At 31.1% G+C, this 18955-nt stretch carries 18 protein-coding genes and 1 tRNA gene; 9 read left to right on the forward strand and 10 right to left on the reverse strand.

Translation table 11 applies throughout. From position 1 onward, the window contains the following. Positions 1-2: 2 nt before the first annotated feature. Positions 3-854 (forward strand): ABC transporter ATP-binding protein, encoded by an 852-nt coding sequence (locus ACXLDF_RS07995; RefSeq protein WP_457557984.1) that lies wholly within the window; start codon positions 3-5, stop codon positions 852-854. A gap of 105 nt (positions 855-959) precedes the next feature. Here ACXLDF_RS07995 and ACXLDF_RS08000 read toward each other — a convergent pair whose 3' ends face one another. The 3 genes from ACXLDF_RS08000 to ACXLDF_RS08010 all read right to left on the reverse strand — a co-directional run bounded on the left by ACXLDF_RS08000 (position 960) and on the right by ACXLDF_RS08010 (position 3597). Beyond that, on the reverse strand, positions 960-2939 hold the full coding sequence (locus tag ACXLDF_RS08000; protein ID WP_457557985.1) for a chorismate synthase: 1980 nt from the start codon (positions 2937-2939) through the stop codon (positions 960-962). A 93-nt stretch (positions 2940-3032) separates the two neighbouring features. After that, complete coding sequence (locus tag ACXLDF_RS08005) at positions 3033-3347, reverse strand: chorismate mutase (RefSeq protein ID WP_457557986.1); 315 nt, start codon at positions 3345-3347, stop codon at positions 3033-3035. Positions 3348-3443: 96 nt separating this feature from the next. After that, positions 3444-3597 (reverse strand) — tRNA-Asp (locus ACXLDF_RS08010). Positions 3598-3964: 367 nt separating this feature from the next. Here ACXLDF_RS08010 and ACXLDF_RS08015 point away from each other — a divergent pair. From ACXLDF_RS08015 to ACXLDF_RS08030, 4 genes are all read left to right on the forward strand, one after another. Next, positions 3965-4588: a type IV toxin-antitoxin system AbiEi family antitoxin domain-containing protein gene (locus ACXLDF_RS08015; protein ID WP_457557987.1), complete on the forward strand. Its 624-nt coding sequence runs from the start codon at positions 3965-3967 to the stop codon at positions 4586-4588. An 11-nt stretch (positions 4589-4599) separates the two neighbouring features. Next, positions 4600-5523 (forward strand): nucleotidyl transferase AbiEii/AbiGii toxin family protein, encoded by a 924-nt coding sequence (locus ACXLDF_RS08020; RefSeq protein ID WP_457557988.1) that lies wholly within the window; start codon positions 4600-4602, stop codon positions 5521-5523. Positions 5524-5781: 258 nt separating this feature from the next. After that, a complete protein-coding gene (locus ACXLDF_RS08025; protein WP_457557989.1) occupies positions 5782-6396 on the forward strand; it encodes a rubrerythrin family protein in 615 nt (204 codons plus the stop codon). 70 nt (positions 6397-6466) lie between these two features. Further along, entirely contained in the window at positions 6467-7180 is a 714-nt protein-coding gene (locus ACXLDF_RS08030; protein ID WP_457557990.1) for a VIT1/CCC1 transporter family protein, read from the forward strand. A gap of 71 nt (positions 7181-7251) precedes the next feature. On the opposite strand, the gene ACXLDF_RS08035 is transcribed toward ACXLDF_RS08030, so the two are convergent. Both ACXLDF_RS08035 and ACXLDF_RS08040 read right to left on the reverse strand, forming a co-directional pair. Beyond that, a complete protein-coding gene (locus tag ACXLDF_RS08035; protein ID WP_457557991.1) occupies positions 7252-9096 on the reverse strand; it encodes a glycoside hydrolase family 2 protein in 1845 nt (614 codons plus the stop codon). Between the two features lie 17 nt (positions 9097-9113). Continuing rightward, positions 9114-9866: a class I SAM-dependent methyltransferase gene (locus ACXLDF_RS08040; protein WP_457557992.1), complete on the reverse strand. Its 753-nt coding sequence runs from the start codon at positions 9864-9866 to the stop codon at positions 9114-9116. Positions 9867-9925: 59 nt separating this feature from the next. On the opposite strand from ACXLDF_RS08040, the gene ACXLDF_RS08045 reads away from it, so the two are divergent. Then, a complete protein-coding gene (locus ACXLDF_RS08045) occupies positions 9926-10753 on the forward strand; it encodes an MBL fold metallo-hydrolase (RefSeq protein WP_457557993.1) in 828 nt (275 codons plus the stop codon). Here the strand turns inward: ACXLDF_RS08045 and ACXLDF_RS08050 are convergent, their stop codons facing one another. Then, positions 10754-11548: an SDR family NAD(P)-dependent oxidoreductase gene (locus tag ACXLDF_RS08050; protein WP_457557994.1), complete on the reverse strand. Its 795-nt coding sequence runs from the start codon at positions 11546-11548 to the stop codon at positions 10754-10756. Between the two features lie 25 nt (positions 11549-11573). Then, on the reverse strand, positions 11574-12752 hold the full coding sequence (locus ACXLDF_RS08055; RefSeq protein ID WP_457557995.1) for a VOC family protein: 1179 nt from the start codon (positions 12750-12752) through the stop codon (positions 11574-11576). A gap of 168 nt (positions 12753-12920) precedes the next feature. Between ACXLDF_RS08055 and ACXLDF_RS08060 the strand changes: the two genes are divergently transcribed. After that, on the forward strand, positions 12921-14426 hold the full coding sequence (locus ACXLDF_RS08060; protein WP_457557996.1) for a Gfo/Idh/MocA family protein: 1506 nt from the start codon (positions 12921-12923) through the stop codon (positions 14424-14426). A gap of 387 nt (positions 14427-14813) precedes the next feature. On the opposite strand, the gene ACXLDF_RS08065 is transcribed toward ACXLDF_RS08060, so the two are convergent. Further along, the gene (locus ACXLDF_RS08065) at positions 14814-14984 is read right to left on the reverse strand and encodes a hypothetical protein (RefSeq protein WP_457557997.1); all 171 of its coding nucleotides are present in this window, start codon (positions 14982-14984) and stop codon (positions 14814-14816) included. Between the two features lie 269 nt (positions 14985-15253). Here ACXLDF_RS08065 and ACXLDF_RS08070 point away from each other — a divergent pair, with 269 nt between their 5' ends. Further along, positions 15254-16426 (forward strand): 3-hydroxyacyl-CoA dehydrogenase family protein, encoded by a 1173-nt coding sequence (locus ACXLDF_RS08070; RefSeq protein WP_457557998.1) that lies wholly within the window; start codon positions 15254-15256, stop codon positions 16424-16426. Positions 16427-16633: 207 nt separating this feature from the next. Here the strand turns inward: ACXLDF_RS08070 and ACXLDF_RS08075 are convergent, their stop codons facing one another. Together ACXLDF_RS08075 and rlmN are read right to left on the reverse strand one after the other, a co-directional pair. After that, positions 16634-17086: a PAS domain-containing protein gene (locus ACXLDF_RS08075; protein ID WP_457557999.1), complete on the reverse strand. Its 453-nt coding sequence runs from the start codon at positions 17084-17086 to the stop codon at positions 16634-16636. Positions 17087-17183: 97 nt separating this feature from the next. Beyond that, a complete protein-coding gene (gene rlmN / locus ACXLDF_RS08080) occupies positions 17184-18221 on the reverse strand; it encodes a dual-specificity RNA methyltransferase RlmN (RefSeq protein ID WP_457558138.1) in 1038 nt (345 codons plus the stop codon). A 173-nt stretch (positions 18222-18394) separates the two neighbouring features. Here rlmN and ACXLDF_RS08085 point away from each other — a divergent pair, with 173 nt between their 5' ends. Continuing rightward, positions 18395-18910: a metallophosphoesterase gene (locus ACXLDF_RS08085; protein ID WP_457558000.1), complete on the forward strand. Its 516-nt coding sequence runs from the start codon at positions 18395-18397 to the stop codon at positions 18908-18910. The last annotated feature ends 45 nt before the right edge of the window (positions 18911-18955 follow it).

The raw sequence follows: 18955 nt of genomic DNA on the forward strand, positions 1-18955 counted from the left end.
TCATGGCTCAAACACCAAAAATCGAAATAAAAGATCTAGTTAAAATTTATAAACAGGGTCAATTAGAAGTTCTTGCTCTCAGAGGCGTGAATGCTGAAATTTATCCCGGTGAAATCGTGATTATTGAAGGCCCAAGTGGTTGCGGAAAAACCACGTTGGTAAATATTATCGCAGGTCTAGATCGACAAAGCGCAGGAGATGTGTTAATTTATGGCAATAAAGATGGAACACCAGCCACTTATTCACTGGCAAAAATGAATGAAAGAGAAGTCGAATTATTTCGGCGTGAACGAATTGGTGTAGTATTTCAATTTATGAATTTAATCCCTACACTCAATGCGGAAGAAAATGTTGCCCTTCCCTTATTAATTCAAGGCGTTTCGGCTAAAATTCGTCGTGAAAAGGCGCAAAAATTACTTAGTTTAGCCAAAATAAGTGAACGTGCAAAACATAAACCCGGAGAATTAAGTGGTGGAGAACAGCAGAGGGTAGCAATCGCTGCTGCCTTAATTAACAATCCAGATATAATTATTGCTGATGAACCTACAGGAAATTTAGATACAGAAACATGTGAAGAAATATTGGATTTATTTCAATCAATTATGAAACAATACCCCGATAAATGTTTGATTATTGTAACGCACGATCCTGCAGTAGAGAGAATCGCTAATCGAATTTTTAGAATTAGAGATGGGCAGCTAGTGGTAATGCATGAAAATCACAAAAGTAACTTGAACAGCCAGGAGGAAAATGAAAGAAGATCAAATTCAACTGAAATTAGAAAATTAAAAGAAAAATTAAAATCTTTGAAGGAAAAAATAGTGGAGTCTTACCAAATTCTCCAAGAACTCTAAAAACGAGTTTCCGATTAAACATCAGTATAATTTCTTAATAATAAAATCCTTTCTTTCATCATTTTTTAAATCTGTTCATCGCTTGATAATGTAAGCATAAAGAAATCAATCTTTTTTCGCTGAGAAAAACACATCAAGCAAGACAATTGCAGTTACAGATTCAACTACAGGTAAAATCCTGGTAACAATACATGGATCATGACGACCTGGAATTTTTAGTTTTTCTATCTTTTTAGTCTGAAGATTTAAAGTACTTTGCACCTTTCCAATAGATGCAGTTGGTTTGATCGCAATTTGAAAGGAGATAGGCATGCCGGTGGAGATTCCACCAATTATTCCCCCTGAATTATTTGATTTTGTTTTGATATTTCCATTTTCCAAAATATATGGATCATTATGCTCACTTCCATACATTTCAGCAGCCCTAAATCCTAAACCAAACTCAATTCCACGAACTCCAGGAATACCAAAAATAGCTTGAGACAGAAGACTTTCCAAAGATTGAAACCATGGATTTCCTACACCTGCTGGAAAATTATCTATAATGACATTTATAATTCCCCCAACAGAGTCTTTCTTGTTATACGCATGCTCAATCTCTCTTAGCATCTGTGAGGCAATACTTGGATCAGGATTTCCAATAAATATTTGAGATTTCGTAAAATGATTGTTCTCTGGAGAAAAATCATTTGGATAATTACCTACAGTATCTATTTTAGATGTTTTTTGTGTAAAGGAATCTTCCATAGTGCTTTGCGAAATAAGACGTTGTTTGTTTAAAATTTTAAGGCTATTGATGGAATATTTGTTATTATCCTTGATTTTTCCAATTTGAGAGATGTAACCATAGATATGAATGTTTCGAGTGGCAAGCAGTTGTAATGCAATTGCACCACCCATAACATAAACAGCAGATAGTCTACCTGAAAAAAAACTGCTACCATTCAAATTTATATTTTTTCCATAACGCATTCGTGCAGGATAATCAACATGAGATGGTCTAGGGATCTTATCAAATAAACTATAATCCTTTGATCTAACATCCTTATTTAAAATGATTATACGTAGATATTTCCTTGAAATAACAGACAATATAGATGCATCTGAATTACATGAACCATCTGAATCTTTTAAACCATTTGTGATTATAAATTCATCAAGTTCCTTACGTGGAGATGCAAATTGGTGAAATCCAGGCCTTCTTAAGCGTAACATTGATTGAATATGATCAAAATTTAGAGAAAAACCTTTTGGAATTCCAGTAATGATGCAACCTATCTTGTACCCGTGAGAAGTTCCAAAACCTGAAACTGAAAAGATGGAACCAATAGTCATACTTTGAAAGATTGAAAAATCAAGCAGAAAAGCTGGCAGGGTTATTTGATTTTCTGCAGTCAGTGCTTGAGGATGTAAACCAACATATGTGAAAAAGTTACCAAATTTCGCACCTAATATGCGGGAAAATTGAGAATGAGCCCCCATACCAAAAATGGTTAACTTTTTATCTGTATATGTATCCCAAAAATTAAATTGAAATTGTTCTAAACGTTCAGCTTCTGATTCTGAATTAATTGACAACACTATTTTCGGATAAATCCCTTGAATAGACAAAATTCCTTTCAATTCATGCAACAAATGATGATAATCTTTAGGAATAGATAGGTGATACGAAATAATGAATTTAGGTTTGTTTTTAGTTGAATAGAACAATTTATTTTTATCTATTTGTATTCTATTTCGGAATTTTTGCCATAATGCAAGATTTTTATATTCTATATCGATAAAATCATAATTACAAGTCATGGCAGCTTGAAATAATTCAAATTTATGATGTATTGAAAAACGATACATACCTCCTTCTTCTGGATCACGGATAGTCAAAATTAAGGGTTTTTTACATTGATTGCTTATCCTTTGTAGTATTTTTAGATTACATTCTTCAGGTCTTAAATAATCTAAACGCACTTCAACTACATCAATTTCTGAAACAGTGTTGATCTGAGAAATCTGTAAAAATAATTCCTTTTGGGAATTGAACTTAAAGCATCCAACTAATTTCGATTTGATTTCTATAATTTTTGCCATGTTATAATTTCACAATTTTTTTACTGAAATTAACAGTCATTTCTTCATTACTCAGAAAATCATTTATAGTATTATAAAGCGATCAATATTATATTACTTTTTAGAACTATCATGCATATGAGTGTATCTTCTGATTTGATTGATACTTTTAATTCTTTGTTGATTTTTCATTTCTAAAACAATTAGAGAAAAAAGATTATGCACAAATTCAGGATTCAAACCATATTCCTGCGCTATTTTACTGTAATGTTCAAACATTTCTTGCTCTCTTTCTGGTTGGAAAATTGGAAGATGGTCTTTTTGTTTAATTTTCACTAATTGAGGAATTAATTGAAAGCGTTTTTTTAATAAATTAATGATTTGAAGGTCAATTTTGCTTATTTCTTTCCTTATTCTTGCGATTTCCATGAAAATTCACTTATATTGATAATGTAGTATTATTTAGAGAAAAAGCTTTTCTAAAAATGTGAACAGAATTAATATTATAATTTACTAAAAGAAAGATGGCGCCCCGATCGGGATTTCCGTTTCTATTGAATCAACAGAAAGCTCGGACCCGAGTCGAGGGAGTTCTGTATCAAATTTTTTAAAGGATTTGACAGTCCCCCATGCTGACCGTTCTGCCCTTCTTTTACAAGAAGGTCTACACTATCGGGGCAAAGTTATTGTGATTAATTAGATTAACCAACTAAGAAAAATAAAAGCAAGATGCTATTAAAAATTTTTGGTGGGTAATTTGAACAAAGAAATGTAAAAATTCTTTAATAATATAAAAAAAGATCAGAATTAAAAAAATACTACTACTCTACACTCAAAATTAGGTAAAAAACTGAACTAAATTTCAACTTTTTTTAAGGTTATAAAAATGTATTGATAACATTTTCATATACAATAACAATAATTGTATAGAAAAATGTGATATAAAAAATGAAACCTTGTAATATTTATCATCAGTACAAAATAAATAAATTAAATATAATAGAATAATAAATATAAATTGTATAGGATTTTGCTAGGTGGAATTCTTGAATAATAAATCGCATAAAAATTATAGTGTTAGATCTTTAAAACAAATTTTTCAAAGAAATTCTTGGTATATGACCCGGAAGAATTTGCTTAAAGCGGGACTAAATAGATATGATCTTGATACATTAGTTCGAAATGAAGTAATAACTAAAGTTACTTCTAAGTTATATAAATGGAAAAAAATAAATTTTGGAGAATATGAAGATCTGATTGATATATCAGTTATAGAACCAAGAGGTGTATTTTGCCTATATACAGCTATGGATTTTTATAAATTATCAACATTTGTCTCAGATAAGTACTACTTAGCAATTCTTAGATCAGATTGGGTCCCAAAAGGTCTTGAGCAATATCCAGTTGTGATAAAAAAGTGGACAAGAAAAACTTTTTCATTAGGAATAGATCTTCAGAAAGTTGGGAAAAATACAATTAGGATTTATAATCTTGAAAAAACTGTATGTGATTGTGTCCGCTATCGGAACGAACTCGGCTTAAATACTTTGAAAGAGATTCTTACTTCATATCTTCAAAAAAAAACAAAAGATTTACAAAAATTATATCTTTATGCTGAATTACTCGGTATATCTAAAGTTCTTAATAATTATTTAGGAATGATTTTATAGATTAGGTGGTTTTGATTACATCCAAAAAAATTAAAGATTTAGGTGCTTCCATTCTTGCGCGATTAAAAAACTATGCGAAAGAAAATAAAATTCAACCTCGAATGATCTACTTGGCCTATATTTTTGAAAAATTCCTTTATCGGGTTTCAATTTCAAAATATAGATCAAAATTAGTATTAAAGGGAGGTGTCTTACTGTATTGCGAAAATTGGAATTTTAGACAAACAACAGATATTGATTTTTTAGGAGTGGATCTTTCTAATAAAATTTCAAATATCATTCATATAATTCAAGAAATTTGCATGATCCCTAGTAATGATCCTCTAAAATTTGAAGTGGATGAAATTTTGATTCAAGAAAATATGATTGATAACAAATATAATGGATTTAAAATTATCATTCCTGTTTCACTTTCAACTTTAAAGGAAAAACTAAATATTGATATTGGCTTTGGTGATGTTATATATCCAAATCCAAGATCTTTAAATTATCCTAAATTGTTTAAAAAAGAGAATAACTTAATAATAATACAAGCATATTCAATAGAATCATTCGTTGCAGAAAAAATTCATGCAATCTATTACTTAGGAGCCTTTTCATCAAGAATGAAAGATTTTTATGATTTATATTGTATTGCTGAGTATAAAACGTTCAAATTAATGGATTTACTGGAAGCGATAAAAACAACGTTTAAAAAAAGAGAGACAAATTTACAAAGTAGAACTTTAGAGAATATTTTAGATGATGATATTTGGAATCAAAGATTTATTCAATATTGTAGAAAGAAAAATATCAACATTATCCCATTTGAAGATGTATCACAGAGAATAAAAAAATGGCTTCTACCAATATTTAAATTAATAGAAGAAAGTAAATCAGACACAACATTAACTTGGGATAACCTTTTACTCTTGTGGAAAAGTAAATTGAGTTAATAAAAATATTTCATAGAATTCCTCTTTTTCTCATTCTCTACAACACTTCTAACAATATGCTGATCATCAACAATTTCAATTCTTGAAAAATACTGTAATTTTTTCAGTGTCAATATTACATAATAACATAATACTATTTTTTCAAAATCAAGAATCAACGCGAGTGCGAATAAGTATATTATTGTTCATTATTCATCGATTTAAAAGTGATATGAATTTAAAAGGGAGATACTCTTATCGGGAAATAGCGAAGTTTCAATGACACTATCACTAACAGCAGAATATTTACATGAAGCCATTATGGGAGAACAACATGCGATTGAAAAGTATGAAAGCTTTGCAAGAATAGCATATAAAGAGGGATTTCCGCATGTTGCAACATTATTCAAAGCCTTAGTTCAAGCAGAGAAAATTCATGTAAAAAATCATAAAAACGCTCAAAAAATCATAATTAATAAAACTGACTATCTGACCTCTGAAAATCAAGAACCAACTAGCCTTGGTAACACACAAACAAATGTAAAAAATGCAATAGAATCAGAGTTGTATGAATATCGAAAAATGTATCCGAAATTTATAAATAATATGAAGAAATCAACACAAAAAACTAAACAAAGAGAATTAGCAATACTATCTATGAAATGGGCACGTGAGGTCGAATTAACTCATGCTAAAGCCCTAAAAATTGCATTGAAATATATCAGTCGAGGGGTAGATCTGGATATTAAAACGATTTGGGTTTGTAAAGTTTGTGGAAATCTAATTTTAAGTAATATTACAGAGCCTCCAAAAGAATTATGTCCAATATGTGGTCATGATCCATATTTTTATCAAAAGGTGGAAGATTTTCAAATAATTGACAGTGATCAATAACTTAAAGAAGCAATATAGTAGATAAATCAGAATATATCAAATAAGATATAAAATAGGAAGAGATAATAAAGTGAGCAAACCATACCATGATGAACTTCATCTAACTGGGGGAGAAATAATACGACAGGTTACTTTTGGCATGAATGATGGAGTTGTGTCGATATTCGCCTTATTGGCAGGTGTTGCTGGAGCAGATCAGACCCCAAAAACGATTCTAATTACACTTTTGGCTGCTACAATTGCAGGTGCTTTAAGCATGGCAGCTGGAGAATTTATAAGTGGGAAATCAGAAAGAGATTACTATAAACATGAAATAGATCAAGAACGACTTGAAATTCATCTAACTCCCGAAATTGAAAAAGAAGAGATCAAATTAATTTATAAAAGGAAAGGTTTTACAGGAGATTTATTAGATCAAATTGTAAATCAGATCATTCAAGATGAAGATCGATGGGTTCGTGAAATGGTAATTGAAGAATTAGGAGTTACTGATTTGAACCCTGAAAACCCTTTGAAAAATTCGATTGTTATATTTTTCGCCTTTATTTTAGGAGCGCTGTTTCCAGTTCTTCCATATCTAATATTTCAGACCCTTCTTTCACCAATTTCAATTTTTTGGGTGGCGACTGCAATTACTTTTGGAGGTTTATTTTTAGCTGGTGCATTAAAAAAATTTGTTACTGGTGTTAACTGGCTAAAATCTGGAATTGAAATGCTTGCAGTTGGGCTATTTGCCTATGGTGTATCTTATCTTTTGGGAAGTTTAGTAGGAGTGGCAATTTAATATAGATACAATTATTCTATAGAGAGAATTTTTATATTTTTTAAAATCTATCAAAAAAAGATTTTTCACGACTATTTTAGATTTAGAAGAATGCTATGCCACTTTTTTAACTTTTCAATTTGTATCTTTATGACACAGCGATCATATGTCATTAATCCATTATATTCGATTTCCACATCAGTGATCTGAGTATATACGACACCTGAAAGACCTTGCTTAACAGCCGGTAGCAGAATGTTATTGATTAGATTAGAATAGGCGTGTTCCAATTCATTTCGTGATTTCATTCGTTTATATCCAAATTTTTTCTTTGGATTCCATTGATGGTTAATAATAGATAAGGTGTATCCTCCTGTTTCAGATAAAATCACTCCACGATAATTGAAAGTTGAAGGCATTTGAAATTTATCATTATAATTATGCACACTTACAAAATGTCCTACTTTTTTATCAAACCAACCAGATGCAGTATCGATTAATCGAGAAGGATCCCTTTTTTTCAACCATTCTGTTAATGGAACAGTATCAAATTGACCCCATGCTTCATTAAAAATTACCCATACCGCAATTGACGGCACATTATATAAATGATCAACCATTTCATGAAGTTCGTGCCTGAAATTTTCACGATATTCAGATTTTCCATAACCTGAAAGCCAATAATGTCTATCATCTTTAGGATTTAAATGAAGTAGATGAAAAAGAAATTGACGGGTAATAACACCTTTTCCTCCCCCATTAGGCATATCTTGCCATACAATTAGCCCTATTTGATCGCAATAATGATACCAAAGTGCAGGTTCAATTTTGATATGTTTGCGCACCATGTTATAACCACACTTTTTAATTATTTCAAGATCATAACGTAATGCATCTTCTGTTGGTGCAGTATAAAGCCCATCTGGCCAATAACCTTGATCAAGCACACCCATCATAAAATAAGGTTTATGATTAAGGTGAAATCGCATATGACCTTGTGAATCGCACTCCAGAGAAAAACTACGCATCGCAAAATACGAGAGAATACTGTCAAAAACCTTGTTTTCTCGTAAAAGATCAATTTTTAGATCATAAAGTATAGGATCTTCAGGGGTCCATCTTTTTAAGGGAGGTAATTTAAGAATTATTGTTTCTTGGAATGGCTGGCGAGTGGTAAAAACAGGGTTTCCATTATCAATTACAGTAATTTCTAATTCAAATGATGATTTCAACTGCTTACGAGAAGAATCAGAATTATTTGATTGAAAAGAAGCATTAAATAAAAGAAGAAGTTGATCAGTATCAATATCAGGAGTTATACTTATGCTTTCAATAGCATTATAAGGGAGAGGTTCAAGCCACACAGTCTGCCATATTCCTGAAACAGAAGTATAAAACACAATAGCAGGTTTTAACCACTGTTTTCCGCTTGGTTGATGACCTGTTTCTGTAGGATCAAATACCTTTACAATTAAAATATTTTCATTTTCTTTATTTTTAGAAAGATAGGGTGTAATATCAAAACTAAATGGGGTATATCCACCACGATGCACACCAACTAAATGATCATTTATATAAACTGTTGTTTCCCAATCAACAGCTCCAAAGTTTAGTATTATCCGTTTATCATGCCATTTTGATGGAAGTGTGAATTTTCTTCTATACCAAAGTAGATTTTTCGGCTCTAATTTCCGTTTAACTCCAGAAAGTGCAGATTCTACAGGATAAGGAACTAAAATATATCCTTCAGGTGAAGGCATGGTTTCTGCATTAATACTCGAGATAGAATACTCCCATAAACCATTAAGATTAAGCCAATCTTGCCTTTTAAACTGAGGTCGTGGATATGATGGCCACGGCATAGTAGGATCTACAGATTTACTCCATTTTGTTAAAAGAGAAGAAGGTTGAATTTCCCAGCGATTTGATTGCCCCATATACATAAATAACCGCACTATTCTTTTAAACATGCACTTAAAGAATAATAGGGAATGATTAAACTACCATCTCCCCCATTATTTTTTAATTGTCGAAGAAATTGTCTCTTCAATATTCTAAATGTGAAGCGTAACCATCGATTATGGATGAAATGAAGCCAATCTGAATAATGATTTTGTAAAGCTTGCTTAATTTCTTGATATTCAAGAATGGTATCCCCCTCTTCAAATTGCTGAACTTTAAATCCATAATTCTCCAATAACATGCTTAAAACCTTAGGATCAATCTCGTGATAAGGAGATCCCCCGGCGGTAATAACTAGGGATTTAACTAACTGCCAATATCTGCGCCAATGAATATATTTTATATCTGATTGAGATGTAATAGGAAATTCATCTTCAATAAACAGTAATCCTCCTGGTTTCATTACTTCAATCCAACGATAAAAACAAAGTGGGATTTTTCCTGCAATCATATTTATGGCACAAATTGTATAATCCACAACAATTATATCAACTGAATTGGCGAGAATCGATTTTAATTCAGATGCATCTGTTTGAATAAATGAAATTTTCCTTTCTTGTTTTAATAACTCATCCGTTTGTTTAATGATTGCAGAAAGGTCACGATTAACAATATCTGTTGTTATTAATCTGGAAGTCGGAAAATCTTTAATATATTTCAAAATATCACGTGTAGTTCCCCCATTTCCTGTTCCAATTTCCAAAATTGTCTTGTCTGATAAATCAACATTATTCAACGGTAACATTTCCCATTCCTTCCACTGAATAAAGCATATCAAAGCTTAAAAAGTGAACGGGATAAAAAATGATTATAATGGTAATAATTTTACAAAAAGGAGAAGTAACTGTTTTTAAAATGGGGCCTCAAGCCTTTGGAAAAATTCTTTACCCAGTTCATGCCTTTTTCATAGATGGACTCTTGATTGATACAGGTTCTCGAACTGCACATCGACATATCAAAAATATTTGGAAAAATTATCCTATTCATGCCATTATCAACACCCACTGGCATGAAGATCATATTGGAAACAACGATTATCTCCAAAACACTCGAAATCTTCCAATATACGCACATGAAGCGGATATTCCAAAGATTACAAATGCAAAAGATCAAAAATACTGGTTATACGAACGACTTTCATGGGGAATTCCAAAAGGATCGAGAGTACTACCACTTAGTTCAAAATTCCAGACAGATAATTATACATTCGAAATTATCCATACACCAGGTCATACTCCCGGTCATATTTGTCTGTATGAACCAGAAAATAAGATTCTTTTTTCGGGAGATCTCTTTTTCGGAACTCGAATTACCTATTTACGAAATTTTGAAACTTTTGGAGAACAGTTGGATGCGCTTAAAAAAATTCTTAATTATGATTTTACAACCTTATTCTGTTCTTTTAGGGGTATTATTGACGATCCTAAACCAAAAATTCGAAAAAAGATTGCATTTATGGAGAATTTAAGACAAAAGGTCTTAGAATTGGCAGAACAAGGTTTATCTGAAAATCAAATTCAAAAAAAGGTATTGGGAAGAGAAAATTATATGTATTACATGTCATCAGGTGATTTCTCAAAAAAACACGACATTTCACGAATTTTGCATGAAAATTCTTTGAATAAAAATTAATTAACCAAAGATCTTCAATATCCACCAAACACCTGGAATTCCAAAAATAAATCTTATCATTTTATTTATCCATCCAGGGATAATTTTTCCTTTATTTTTTTCAATTGCCTTTAAAGTCGCAGAAACAACTTGATTAGGAGTTGTCCAAAGAAATTTAGGCTTTTTGAAAGGTCGCTTTCCAATATAATCACCAACGTGATGGAATTCGGTACGAGTATATCCTGGATATACAACATGCATTTGAACATTAGATGCTCCCATGTTGCGAAGTTGACGACGAATTCCCAAAGTAAGTGTGGAAATATACTGTTTGCTGGCGGAATAAACGATCCCTATTTTTGGAGGACGAAAAATTTCCATAGAACTAATGCTTATAATCGCGCCTTGTTTCCGTTTTAGCATTATTTGAAGCGCTGCATGAGTAAAAATAAGTGGAGCAGTGGTATGAATTGTATGAAGTGCTTCCATTTTTCTCTCATCAAGATGGTTGAATTTTCCCAAAGTTCCAAATCCTGCAGCATTTATAAGCAAGGCTAACGAATTTGTTTCCATTATTTTTTGTTTAACTGCAATGATTCCATCCTTTTGAGTTAAATCAGCCACAATAACATCACTATGAATGCCATACTGCTTTTCTAATGAAATTCGTAAATCATCCAAGATCTTTTCACGACGAGCAACTAAAATGAGATTTAATCCCAAAGAAGCAAGTTTTTCAGCAAATGCGCGCCCTATTCCTGCACTTGCACCTGTAATTAATGCATAATCATTTTGGCTTAGTGTATTTAATTTCATTGATTAAAGATATCTCCCATTTCTTTTATTGCTTTTCTGTGACTCTAGTTAAATCTTGAACATTACTTTTGGTAAAAAATCCATCAAAATCTCCAAATCGATGAATATATTCATTTACTATTAATGTAAATGGAGATTGTACTGAAAACGTTTGTTTTAGCCCTTCATCAGGAGATCCGACCAGATCAATTAGAAATTTCATACCAGAATTTTTTAATCCTTCATATGTATGATCAATTTTTTCTGTTCTAAATGCCATATGATGAACTCGCGTTCCATAGTTATACGTATATTTCTCAGTTGGTCCGGTATCTTCTTCAGTCAAAAATGGAACAATACCAGAAGTAAACACCATAGCAAAATCATTCGCTGAAAGTCTTGCTACGTTTGTTATGGAATTTAAATTATTAACATATATCGCAAAATCGAAATTATAATTAGTTAATTTCATAAATTCGATAATAGCTGCATCCCGATCTCGAGCACGGACGCGAGTGGCAGTATGATCTAACTTATCAATATTTTTTAAATGAATAAAATCTGGTTTTTGAATACTAAAGTTATCATTTTCTTTGAATTCATCAGGATGATAATCATATTTATTCATTCCTTTATGTGATTGAATAAATCCATACGAAGTGCCAATAAATTTAGAAGGTGGAGTTTGAATAAAAGAATAATTATCTGTATCAATTATTTCAGGGGTTAGAAATTTAAATCCACGCTCTCTTTGGATTTCTACGTATTTTGATAAATTTTTTACTTCAAAAATGAATGTTTCCAGTCGTGTATTTGGAAGATGTTGAGATTTTGGATTTAAATTATAAGGTCTGAAGGGATTTTTTTCCTTAATTCGAGTTTTGATAAGAATTGATGCTGAACCCACCTTTTTCAATACTGCTGTTTTTTCACCTGAATTTTCAAAAATTGATTCAAGATGATGTCCAGTATACATTAAAAGTTCTTCTACTGCACTTTTAAAGAGATTTGGTTCAGTATTAATAATAACTGCATTCAATCCGTTTACTATTCCTGTTAAACCATGATTTTTCCGTTCTTGTTGAATCTTGGGTACTTGATTATTTAAAAAATCATCATTATTCTGAAAAGCGGTCATATTATTTTCTATTGAAGCACATTTAGGACAAGGATCAGAAAGAGATCCATCATATACCTTTTTACAAGAAGAACAAATTATTTTCATTTTTAATTCACGCTTTATGAATCATATTCTAAATTTAAAATTCTGTTGCTTGTATTTCATAATATTGAAATCAATACAGCAAATAATACTACAATTTAGAATTATTTCTTATTATTTTTGATCTATATATGGAAAAAAAATATAAGAAAATCGAATTTTAATATGATTGTGAGTGATTCTTCAGAAAATTCTTCTCATCAATCCCAAACATCTGAAACACCTCAAAAAATTCTGCGGGTGGGGATTGTTGGTCTTGGAGATATCTGGCAAAGTCATGTTCAAGCCTATCCAGATAACTTAAATGCAGTTGTGGTCGGATTTTATGATCGAATAAAGGGACGAGCCGAAACTTGGAAAGATAAAATTACTCGCTTTATGCATTTAGTAAAAAATGCAGCAAAAGAAAAAATTGATCCTGAAGATGAAATCCATCTCCAGCGATGTGCCATTTTTGAAAAAGAAGCAAAAATTTATGATTCAATTCAGGAAATGTTAGACCAAGTAGATGTTATAGATATATGTGCACCAAATCATGTACATACTCCTTACGCAATTTGGGCATTAAGAAAAGGAAAATCAGTAATGAGTGAAAAACCAGCAGGTCGATGCTCATATGAAACCGCTGAATTATGTAAAATTGCAGATGAATCTACAGGATTTTTTCAATTGAATGAAAATTTCCTATGGTATGCAGCTCTACGTAAATTGAAAGATATTGTCAAATCAAATAAAATAGGTAATGTAAGAAAGATTACAATAAGATTGGGGCACGGTCATCCTTCTTGGGGATGGCAAAATCATTTTCTTAATCCTTCATTATCTGGAGGTGGAGTGTTGTCTGACATGGGCGTACATGCAATTGGATTAGGTTATGGTATTTTGGGGAAAGAATATAATGTCAAATCCGTTCAAACAATAAGAATGAATGCCGGAACTACCAAAGAGCGGACACTTCATCAATATGACGGACTAAACGAATATTATATGAGTTCATTCATGGTTGAAGATGAAGCAAAAATTAAAATAATTTTCAAACCTCCTGACACAAAAAATTTACAGAAAGAAAAAATTGATAATCAGTTGAAAGAAGGAGATACTAAACTAAATCCTGACAATGAAGGTTTATCACAACAAAAATCTAATGATGAAGAGAAACATAATATTGATATTACTGATAAAGACTTGGAAACAAATGAAATTACAGTAATTATTGAAGTATCTTGGGCAAAATCATACAGAGACATAACAATTCATGGAACTAAAGGCACTTGTGGACTGGATCGAAATGAACACAAGCAAGAAATCATTGCAATTTATTATAATACAGGTCAGCAAGAAGAAATTGCAATTCCAAACCAGGCGCGTGATTCCCATCAGATTGAAATAATAGATTTCTTAAATCGAATCCAAAAAGGTCAGAAATCATTACTTGATCATCATTGGGCACATAAAATGCAAGAAATTATAAGTTGTGCTTATTTATCCAATTTACGAGCATTTGAAAGTAATGCAAAAAAAGGTATAGTGATCACACCTTCAGATCTACAAAAGTACTATGATCATTTCATTACAAGCAGTATTCCTGAAGAGATGATTGTCGAAGAAATCGTTTATGATTTTATGCGTCCATTTACAAGTTCTTATTATTCAGCAGAAAATTCACTCCAAAAATAAAAATGCTTTGTATATTTTAAATAACTTCACTTATCTTCCTAATAATTTTCTCGATTTTTTCATTTAATTCTTCTTTTTCTTTACTTTTTATATTTTTACTTTAGTAGATATCCATTAAATATGATTTTTTAAAAAAATTAAAAAAATCCATTTAAGTATAGTTTTAAGGTGAAATAGAGCAAATTATCATAAATAGGGCGATTTCCATGCATGTTAATGATTTAATGCATAAAAGATAAATAGAATATTAAAAGATGAAAGTTTAATAAAGGGTAGAATTAAATTTAAAATAGAGAAAGGAGGAGGAAGAGGAAAAATCAACAAACCTCTTCCTCTGAGTTGGGGATTTATGTGATTGGTTATGAAGGATAGGGGGAATAATCTAAATTATATTAAATTAAAATTTCCTTTGCGCATAACTCGCAACATTGCATTTCCATCTTGATGAACAACTTCAATATCTTGAATAAAATCATGAGCTTTTAGAATTTCAAAGTATGAGTAAAATGTTCCAAGTGAGGGAAGAAATTTCGCAAAATCAATTTCAATGTTGGGCATAAGTTGATCACACAAGATAATTATTTCTAAGTATATGATGATGTTGCTTCCATTTATAACAATTATATTGGAAAAATTCCAAGAAAGATTGTACGTTTCTGTAAATACTACTTTTCGAATGTCGCCTAAAATTGTACTAAATGACTTCTATCACATTTAATTTTTCTTTCAATCGAGGTAATTTTTAGTCATTACGTTCATAAATAATGCTTTCTTACATGTGATTACTAGGTGTATCGCTAAACGCCTTTTATTAGGGGTAATAAAAAATGTCGGAAATAAAGAATATTGTAGTAATTGGAGCGGGGTTAATGGGCTCAGGAATAGCACAAGTCTCAATTCAAGTGGGATACAATGTAACCTTAGTAGATATTAAAGACGAATTTATTGAAAAAGGGTTAAAGAGCATATTAAAGGGCTTAAGTAGATTGGAACAGAAGGGAAAACTTGGTGAAGGAGTTAGTGCTCAAAGTTTAGTATCTAAAATTCGAAAAACAACCAGTATTCCTCATGCAGTACAAAATGCAGATTTAATTATCGAAGCTGTGATTGAAAATCTTAAAATAAAACAGGATGTATTTCGTACTTGTGATGAAAACGCACCAGCTGATTGTTTAATCGCTTCAAATACTTCTTCAATGAGTATTACAAAAATTGCAGATGCAACAAACCGTCCGGAAAAATGCTTAGGCATCCATTTCTTCAACCCAGTTCCATTAATGAAATTGGTCGAAGTAATTAAAGGCGAAAAAACCTCAGAAGACACATTAAATTCCGCTCAAAAATGGGCAGAAAGCCTTCCTTGTAGAGGCCCACGATACGTTCCATTAGTATTAAAAGATCGGCCCGGATTTATTGCAAATCGAATGATAGCACCTGCTTTTATTCTTATGAACTGGGCTTTTGAACAAGCTGCAAAAGAAGGTGTATCTTGGGAATCCTTAAATGCCGATACTCTAAAAGAAGGATTACCAATGGGATATTTAGAATTAGGTGATTATGTTGGGCATGATACCTATTATCATATCAATACATATTATTCAAAAACACTTTCTCCTGATTTTACTCCTGGACCTGTGTATACAAAAATGGTGGAAGATAAAAAACTTGGAAGAAAAACAGGTCAAGGCTTTTTTGATTGGTCACAAGGTCGTCCAAAGTTACTAAACGAACCTAAAGCAAATTTGGTATCAGCAGAATTACTAGATGCAATTGAGGCAAATGAAGGGTGTCGGTTATTAGAAGAGGGTGTAGTTAAACATTGGCATATAATTGATGAAACAATGATGGCAGGATTTAACCGCCCTGGAGTTATGAAAGATGCAGTAAGTAATTACGAAAAATGGGCGAAGATGCTTGAAGAAATTGCAGGAAAAATCGATAAACCATATTTAATGCCCTGTGAAATGTTAAAAAGTGGTAAATTTATAGAACTTAAATGATTTTCAATTAATTAATTCTATTTAACCTTCTTTTTTATTAAATTCTTTTTTATTATCTCCTTCTTTCGATAATATCCTCTATTATAAGGGCTTAACAGCATCAATAATAGTAAAGAATGAAAATACTTAAATTTATTTCTATAGAAAAAAATCAGAGAAGAAAGTGATAGATTGATAGATTTTCAAGTGAAGATAGGTTTCATATAATTATTTAATTTGAAGTAGCTTTAATTGCTTCTCTAATTGTTGAATTTGGTCAAAAAGTTCAAATTCTTGGCATTTTTGTTTAGTAATATCAACAATAAAACCTTCGATATATTCCAATTCGTGAGATTCTGTTGAATATATTCCATATCCTTCATCCATAACCCATTTTTCGTTATCACCAGCAGTTTTGATCATATAACTAAGGTGATATGCGATTTTATTTTCAATAGCAAATTGAACTTGAGTTCTTACTAAATCACGGTGATCTGGATGAATGATTTCTTCGTAGGATACAGTCGCATTTTCAACTAAATCACCCGGTTTATATCCTGTTAAGCAAAAACTGCCTTCACTAACGAAAATCTTCGTCCAATGTTCGTCATTTCGACTTCTGTAAATCATAATTGGTAAATTCTGCAACATTTTTTTTAGATCAACAGAATCTATATCCATAATCGATTATAACAAAAGTAAAAATTTATGGTTTTCGAATTTAGGAGCATTACTCCCAAAATATATCATCTTTTCATCATTATAACACTAAATTTAGTTAACTTTTTTTACGAAATTGACATTTCAGTTGCCCACATGCTGCTTGAATCTCATCCCCTAAAGTTCGGCGAATTGTATTGGGAATATGATTATTTGTAAGAATCTGTTGAAATGCTTTGATCTTTTCAAAAGAAGGCGGATTGAAAGGAAAATCAAGTAAATGGTTTGCACTATTTACAGGAATTAGATTAACATGACACAACATTCCAGAGAGAAGATTACTCAATTTATATGCCATTTTGATAGAATCATTAATACCAGAAATAAGAGAATATTCAAAAGTAATTCTTCGATGAGTCCGTTTAATATAATCTCTACATGCTTGAATCAATTCACTAATTGGATATTTTCTGCTAATTGGTACAATTTGATTGCGAATGGAATCAATTGGCGCATGTAATGAAACTGCGAGGGTAATGGGAATCTCCAAATCAGCTAATTCATAAATTTTTGGGATAATTCCGCATGTCGAAAGTGTAATATGTCGATATCCTAAGTTTAAACCATCCTTTTCATGAACCAATCTAAGAAAATGAACAACTTCAGTAAAATTATCTAATGGTTCACCAGAGCCCATTAAAACTACAGAACTAACACGTTGACCTGTTTGTTCTTGAATAGTTAAAATTTGCTGGATCATTTCTCCTGCAGTTAAATTTCGAAAAAAACCTTCTTTCCCAGAAACACAGAATGCACAATGCATTTTACATCCCACTTGAGTAGAGATACAAGCAGATATGCCGTGATGATATTCCATTTTTACTGTTTCAATTGAAGCACCATCATGAAGCGTAATTAAATATTTTATAGTATGATCAGCAGATTTTAATGTTTGTTTAATTTCTGGTTTAAAAAAGTAAAAGTTTTCTGCAAGTTGAGCACGGAGCGTTTTTGGAATATTTAGCATTTCATCAAACGAAGAAATTTCGTGATATAACCACTGAAATACTTGTTTTGCGCGATATTTTGGATAATGTAATGTTTTTTCAATGAAATTTTCCAATTCTGAAAGAGTCAATGAATAAATATATCGTATTTTTCCGTTCACAATATAAAAAGAGCAACGAATATTTTGAAATTTCGGATTTTAGGATTAGAATTTTTCTTTTTTCATCTGATATATAGAACTATATCTTAATCACTCATTTATACTATACATAGATAAAATATTTCTAAATTTTAATAAATGAGAACACTATATTACACAAAATGAAAATTGGAATATTATCAGATACTCACGATTATTTACCAAATATCTCGAAAGCAGTGGATGTATTCCTAAATGAAAAAGTATGCAAAATTATCCATTGTGGGGATTATATTGCCCCATTTGTTATACGGGCTATGACTAAGCTAATTGAACATAAAATACCGGTTTACGGTGTATTTGGAAATAATGATGGGGAAAGAATTGGATTAAAGAAAATTACAGGAAAAATTATTGAATTTAAGGGAGAATTTTTTGAATTTACCGAAAATTATTATAAATTTGCAGTTTATCATGGAACAGATGAACGAATTTTGCAAAATCTAATTCATTCCCAATTTTATGACGTGTTATTAACAGGGCATACGCATCAAATAAAAATTGAAAAAGTAGGGAAAACATTATTAATAAATCCTGGTGAAACATGCGGTTATCTTACTGGAAAAGCCACTTGTGCAGTATTAGATTTATCTTCCAAACATTTATCACTAGATAATGTTCAAATTTTCGATTTATAAGTCAAATTAGATTTGAAAATTAGAATAAATAAAAAAAGATTGGAA

Source organism: Candidatus Harpocratesius sp., from assembly GCF_054039255.1.

What these genes read in the sequence shown, in the direction of transcription:
- ACXLDF_RS08025 (WP_457557989.1), top strand. Translation starts at nt 5,782, where the DNA reads ATGACACTATCACTAACAGCAGAATATTTACATGAAGCCATTATGGGA.
- ACXLDF_RS08035 (WP_457557991.1), bottom strand. Translation starts at nt 9,096, where the DNA reads ATGGGGCAATCAAATCGCTGGGAAATTCAACCTTCTTCTCTTTTAACA.
- ACXLDF_RS08075 (WP_457557999.1), bottom strand. Translation starts at nt 17,086, where the DNA reads ATGGATATAGATTCTGTTGATCTAAAAAAAATGTTGCAGAATTTACCA.
- ACXLDF_RS07995 (WP_457557984.1), top strand. Translation starts at nt 3, where the DNA reads ATGGCTCAAACACCAAAAATCGAAATAAAAGATCTAGTTAAAATTTAT.
- ACXLDF_RS08050 (WP_457557994.1), bottom strand. Translation starts at nt 11,548, where the DNA reads ATGAAATTAAATACACTAAGCCAAAATGATTATGCATTAATTACAGGT.
- ACXLDF_RS08070 (WP_457557998.1), top strand. Translation starts at nt 15,254, where the DNA reads ATGTCGGAAATAAAGAATATTGTAGTAATTGGAGCGGGGTTAATGGGC.
- ACXLDF_RS08045 (WP_457557993.1), top strand. Translation starts at nt 9,926, where the DNA reads ATGATTATAATGGTAATAATTTTACAAAAAGGAGAAGTAACTGTTTTT.
- ACXLDF_RS08065 (WP_457557997.1), bottom strand. Translation starts at nt 14,984, where the DNA reads ATGCCCAACATTGAAATTGATTTTGCGAAATTTCTTCCCTCACTTGGA.
- ACXLDF_RS08040 (WP_457557992.1), bottom strand. Translation starts at nt 9,866, where the DNA reads ATGTTACCGTTGAATAATGTTGATTTATCAGACAAGACAATTTTGGAA.
- ACXLDF_RS08085 (WP_457558000.1), top strand. Translation starts at nt 18,395, where the DNA reads ATGAAAATTGGAATATTATCAGATACTCACGATTATTTACCAAATATC.
- ACXLDF_RS08005 (WP_457557986.1), bottom strand. Translation starts at nt 3,347, where the DNA reads ATGGAAATCGCAAGAATAAGGAAAGAAATAAGCAAAATTGACCTTCAA.
- ACXLDF_RS08000 (WP_457557985.1), bottom strand. Translation starts at nt 2,939, where the DNA reads ATGGCAAAAATTATAGAAATCAAATCGAAATTAGTTGGATGCTTTAAG.
- ACXLDF_RS08055 (WP_457557995.1), bottom strand. Translation starts at nt 12,752, where the DNA reads ATGAAAATAATTTGTTCTTCTTGTAAAAAGGTATATGATGGATCTCTT.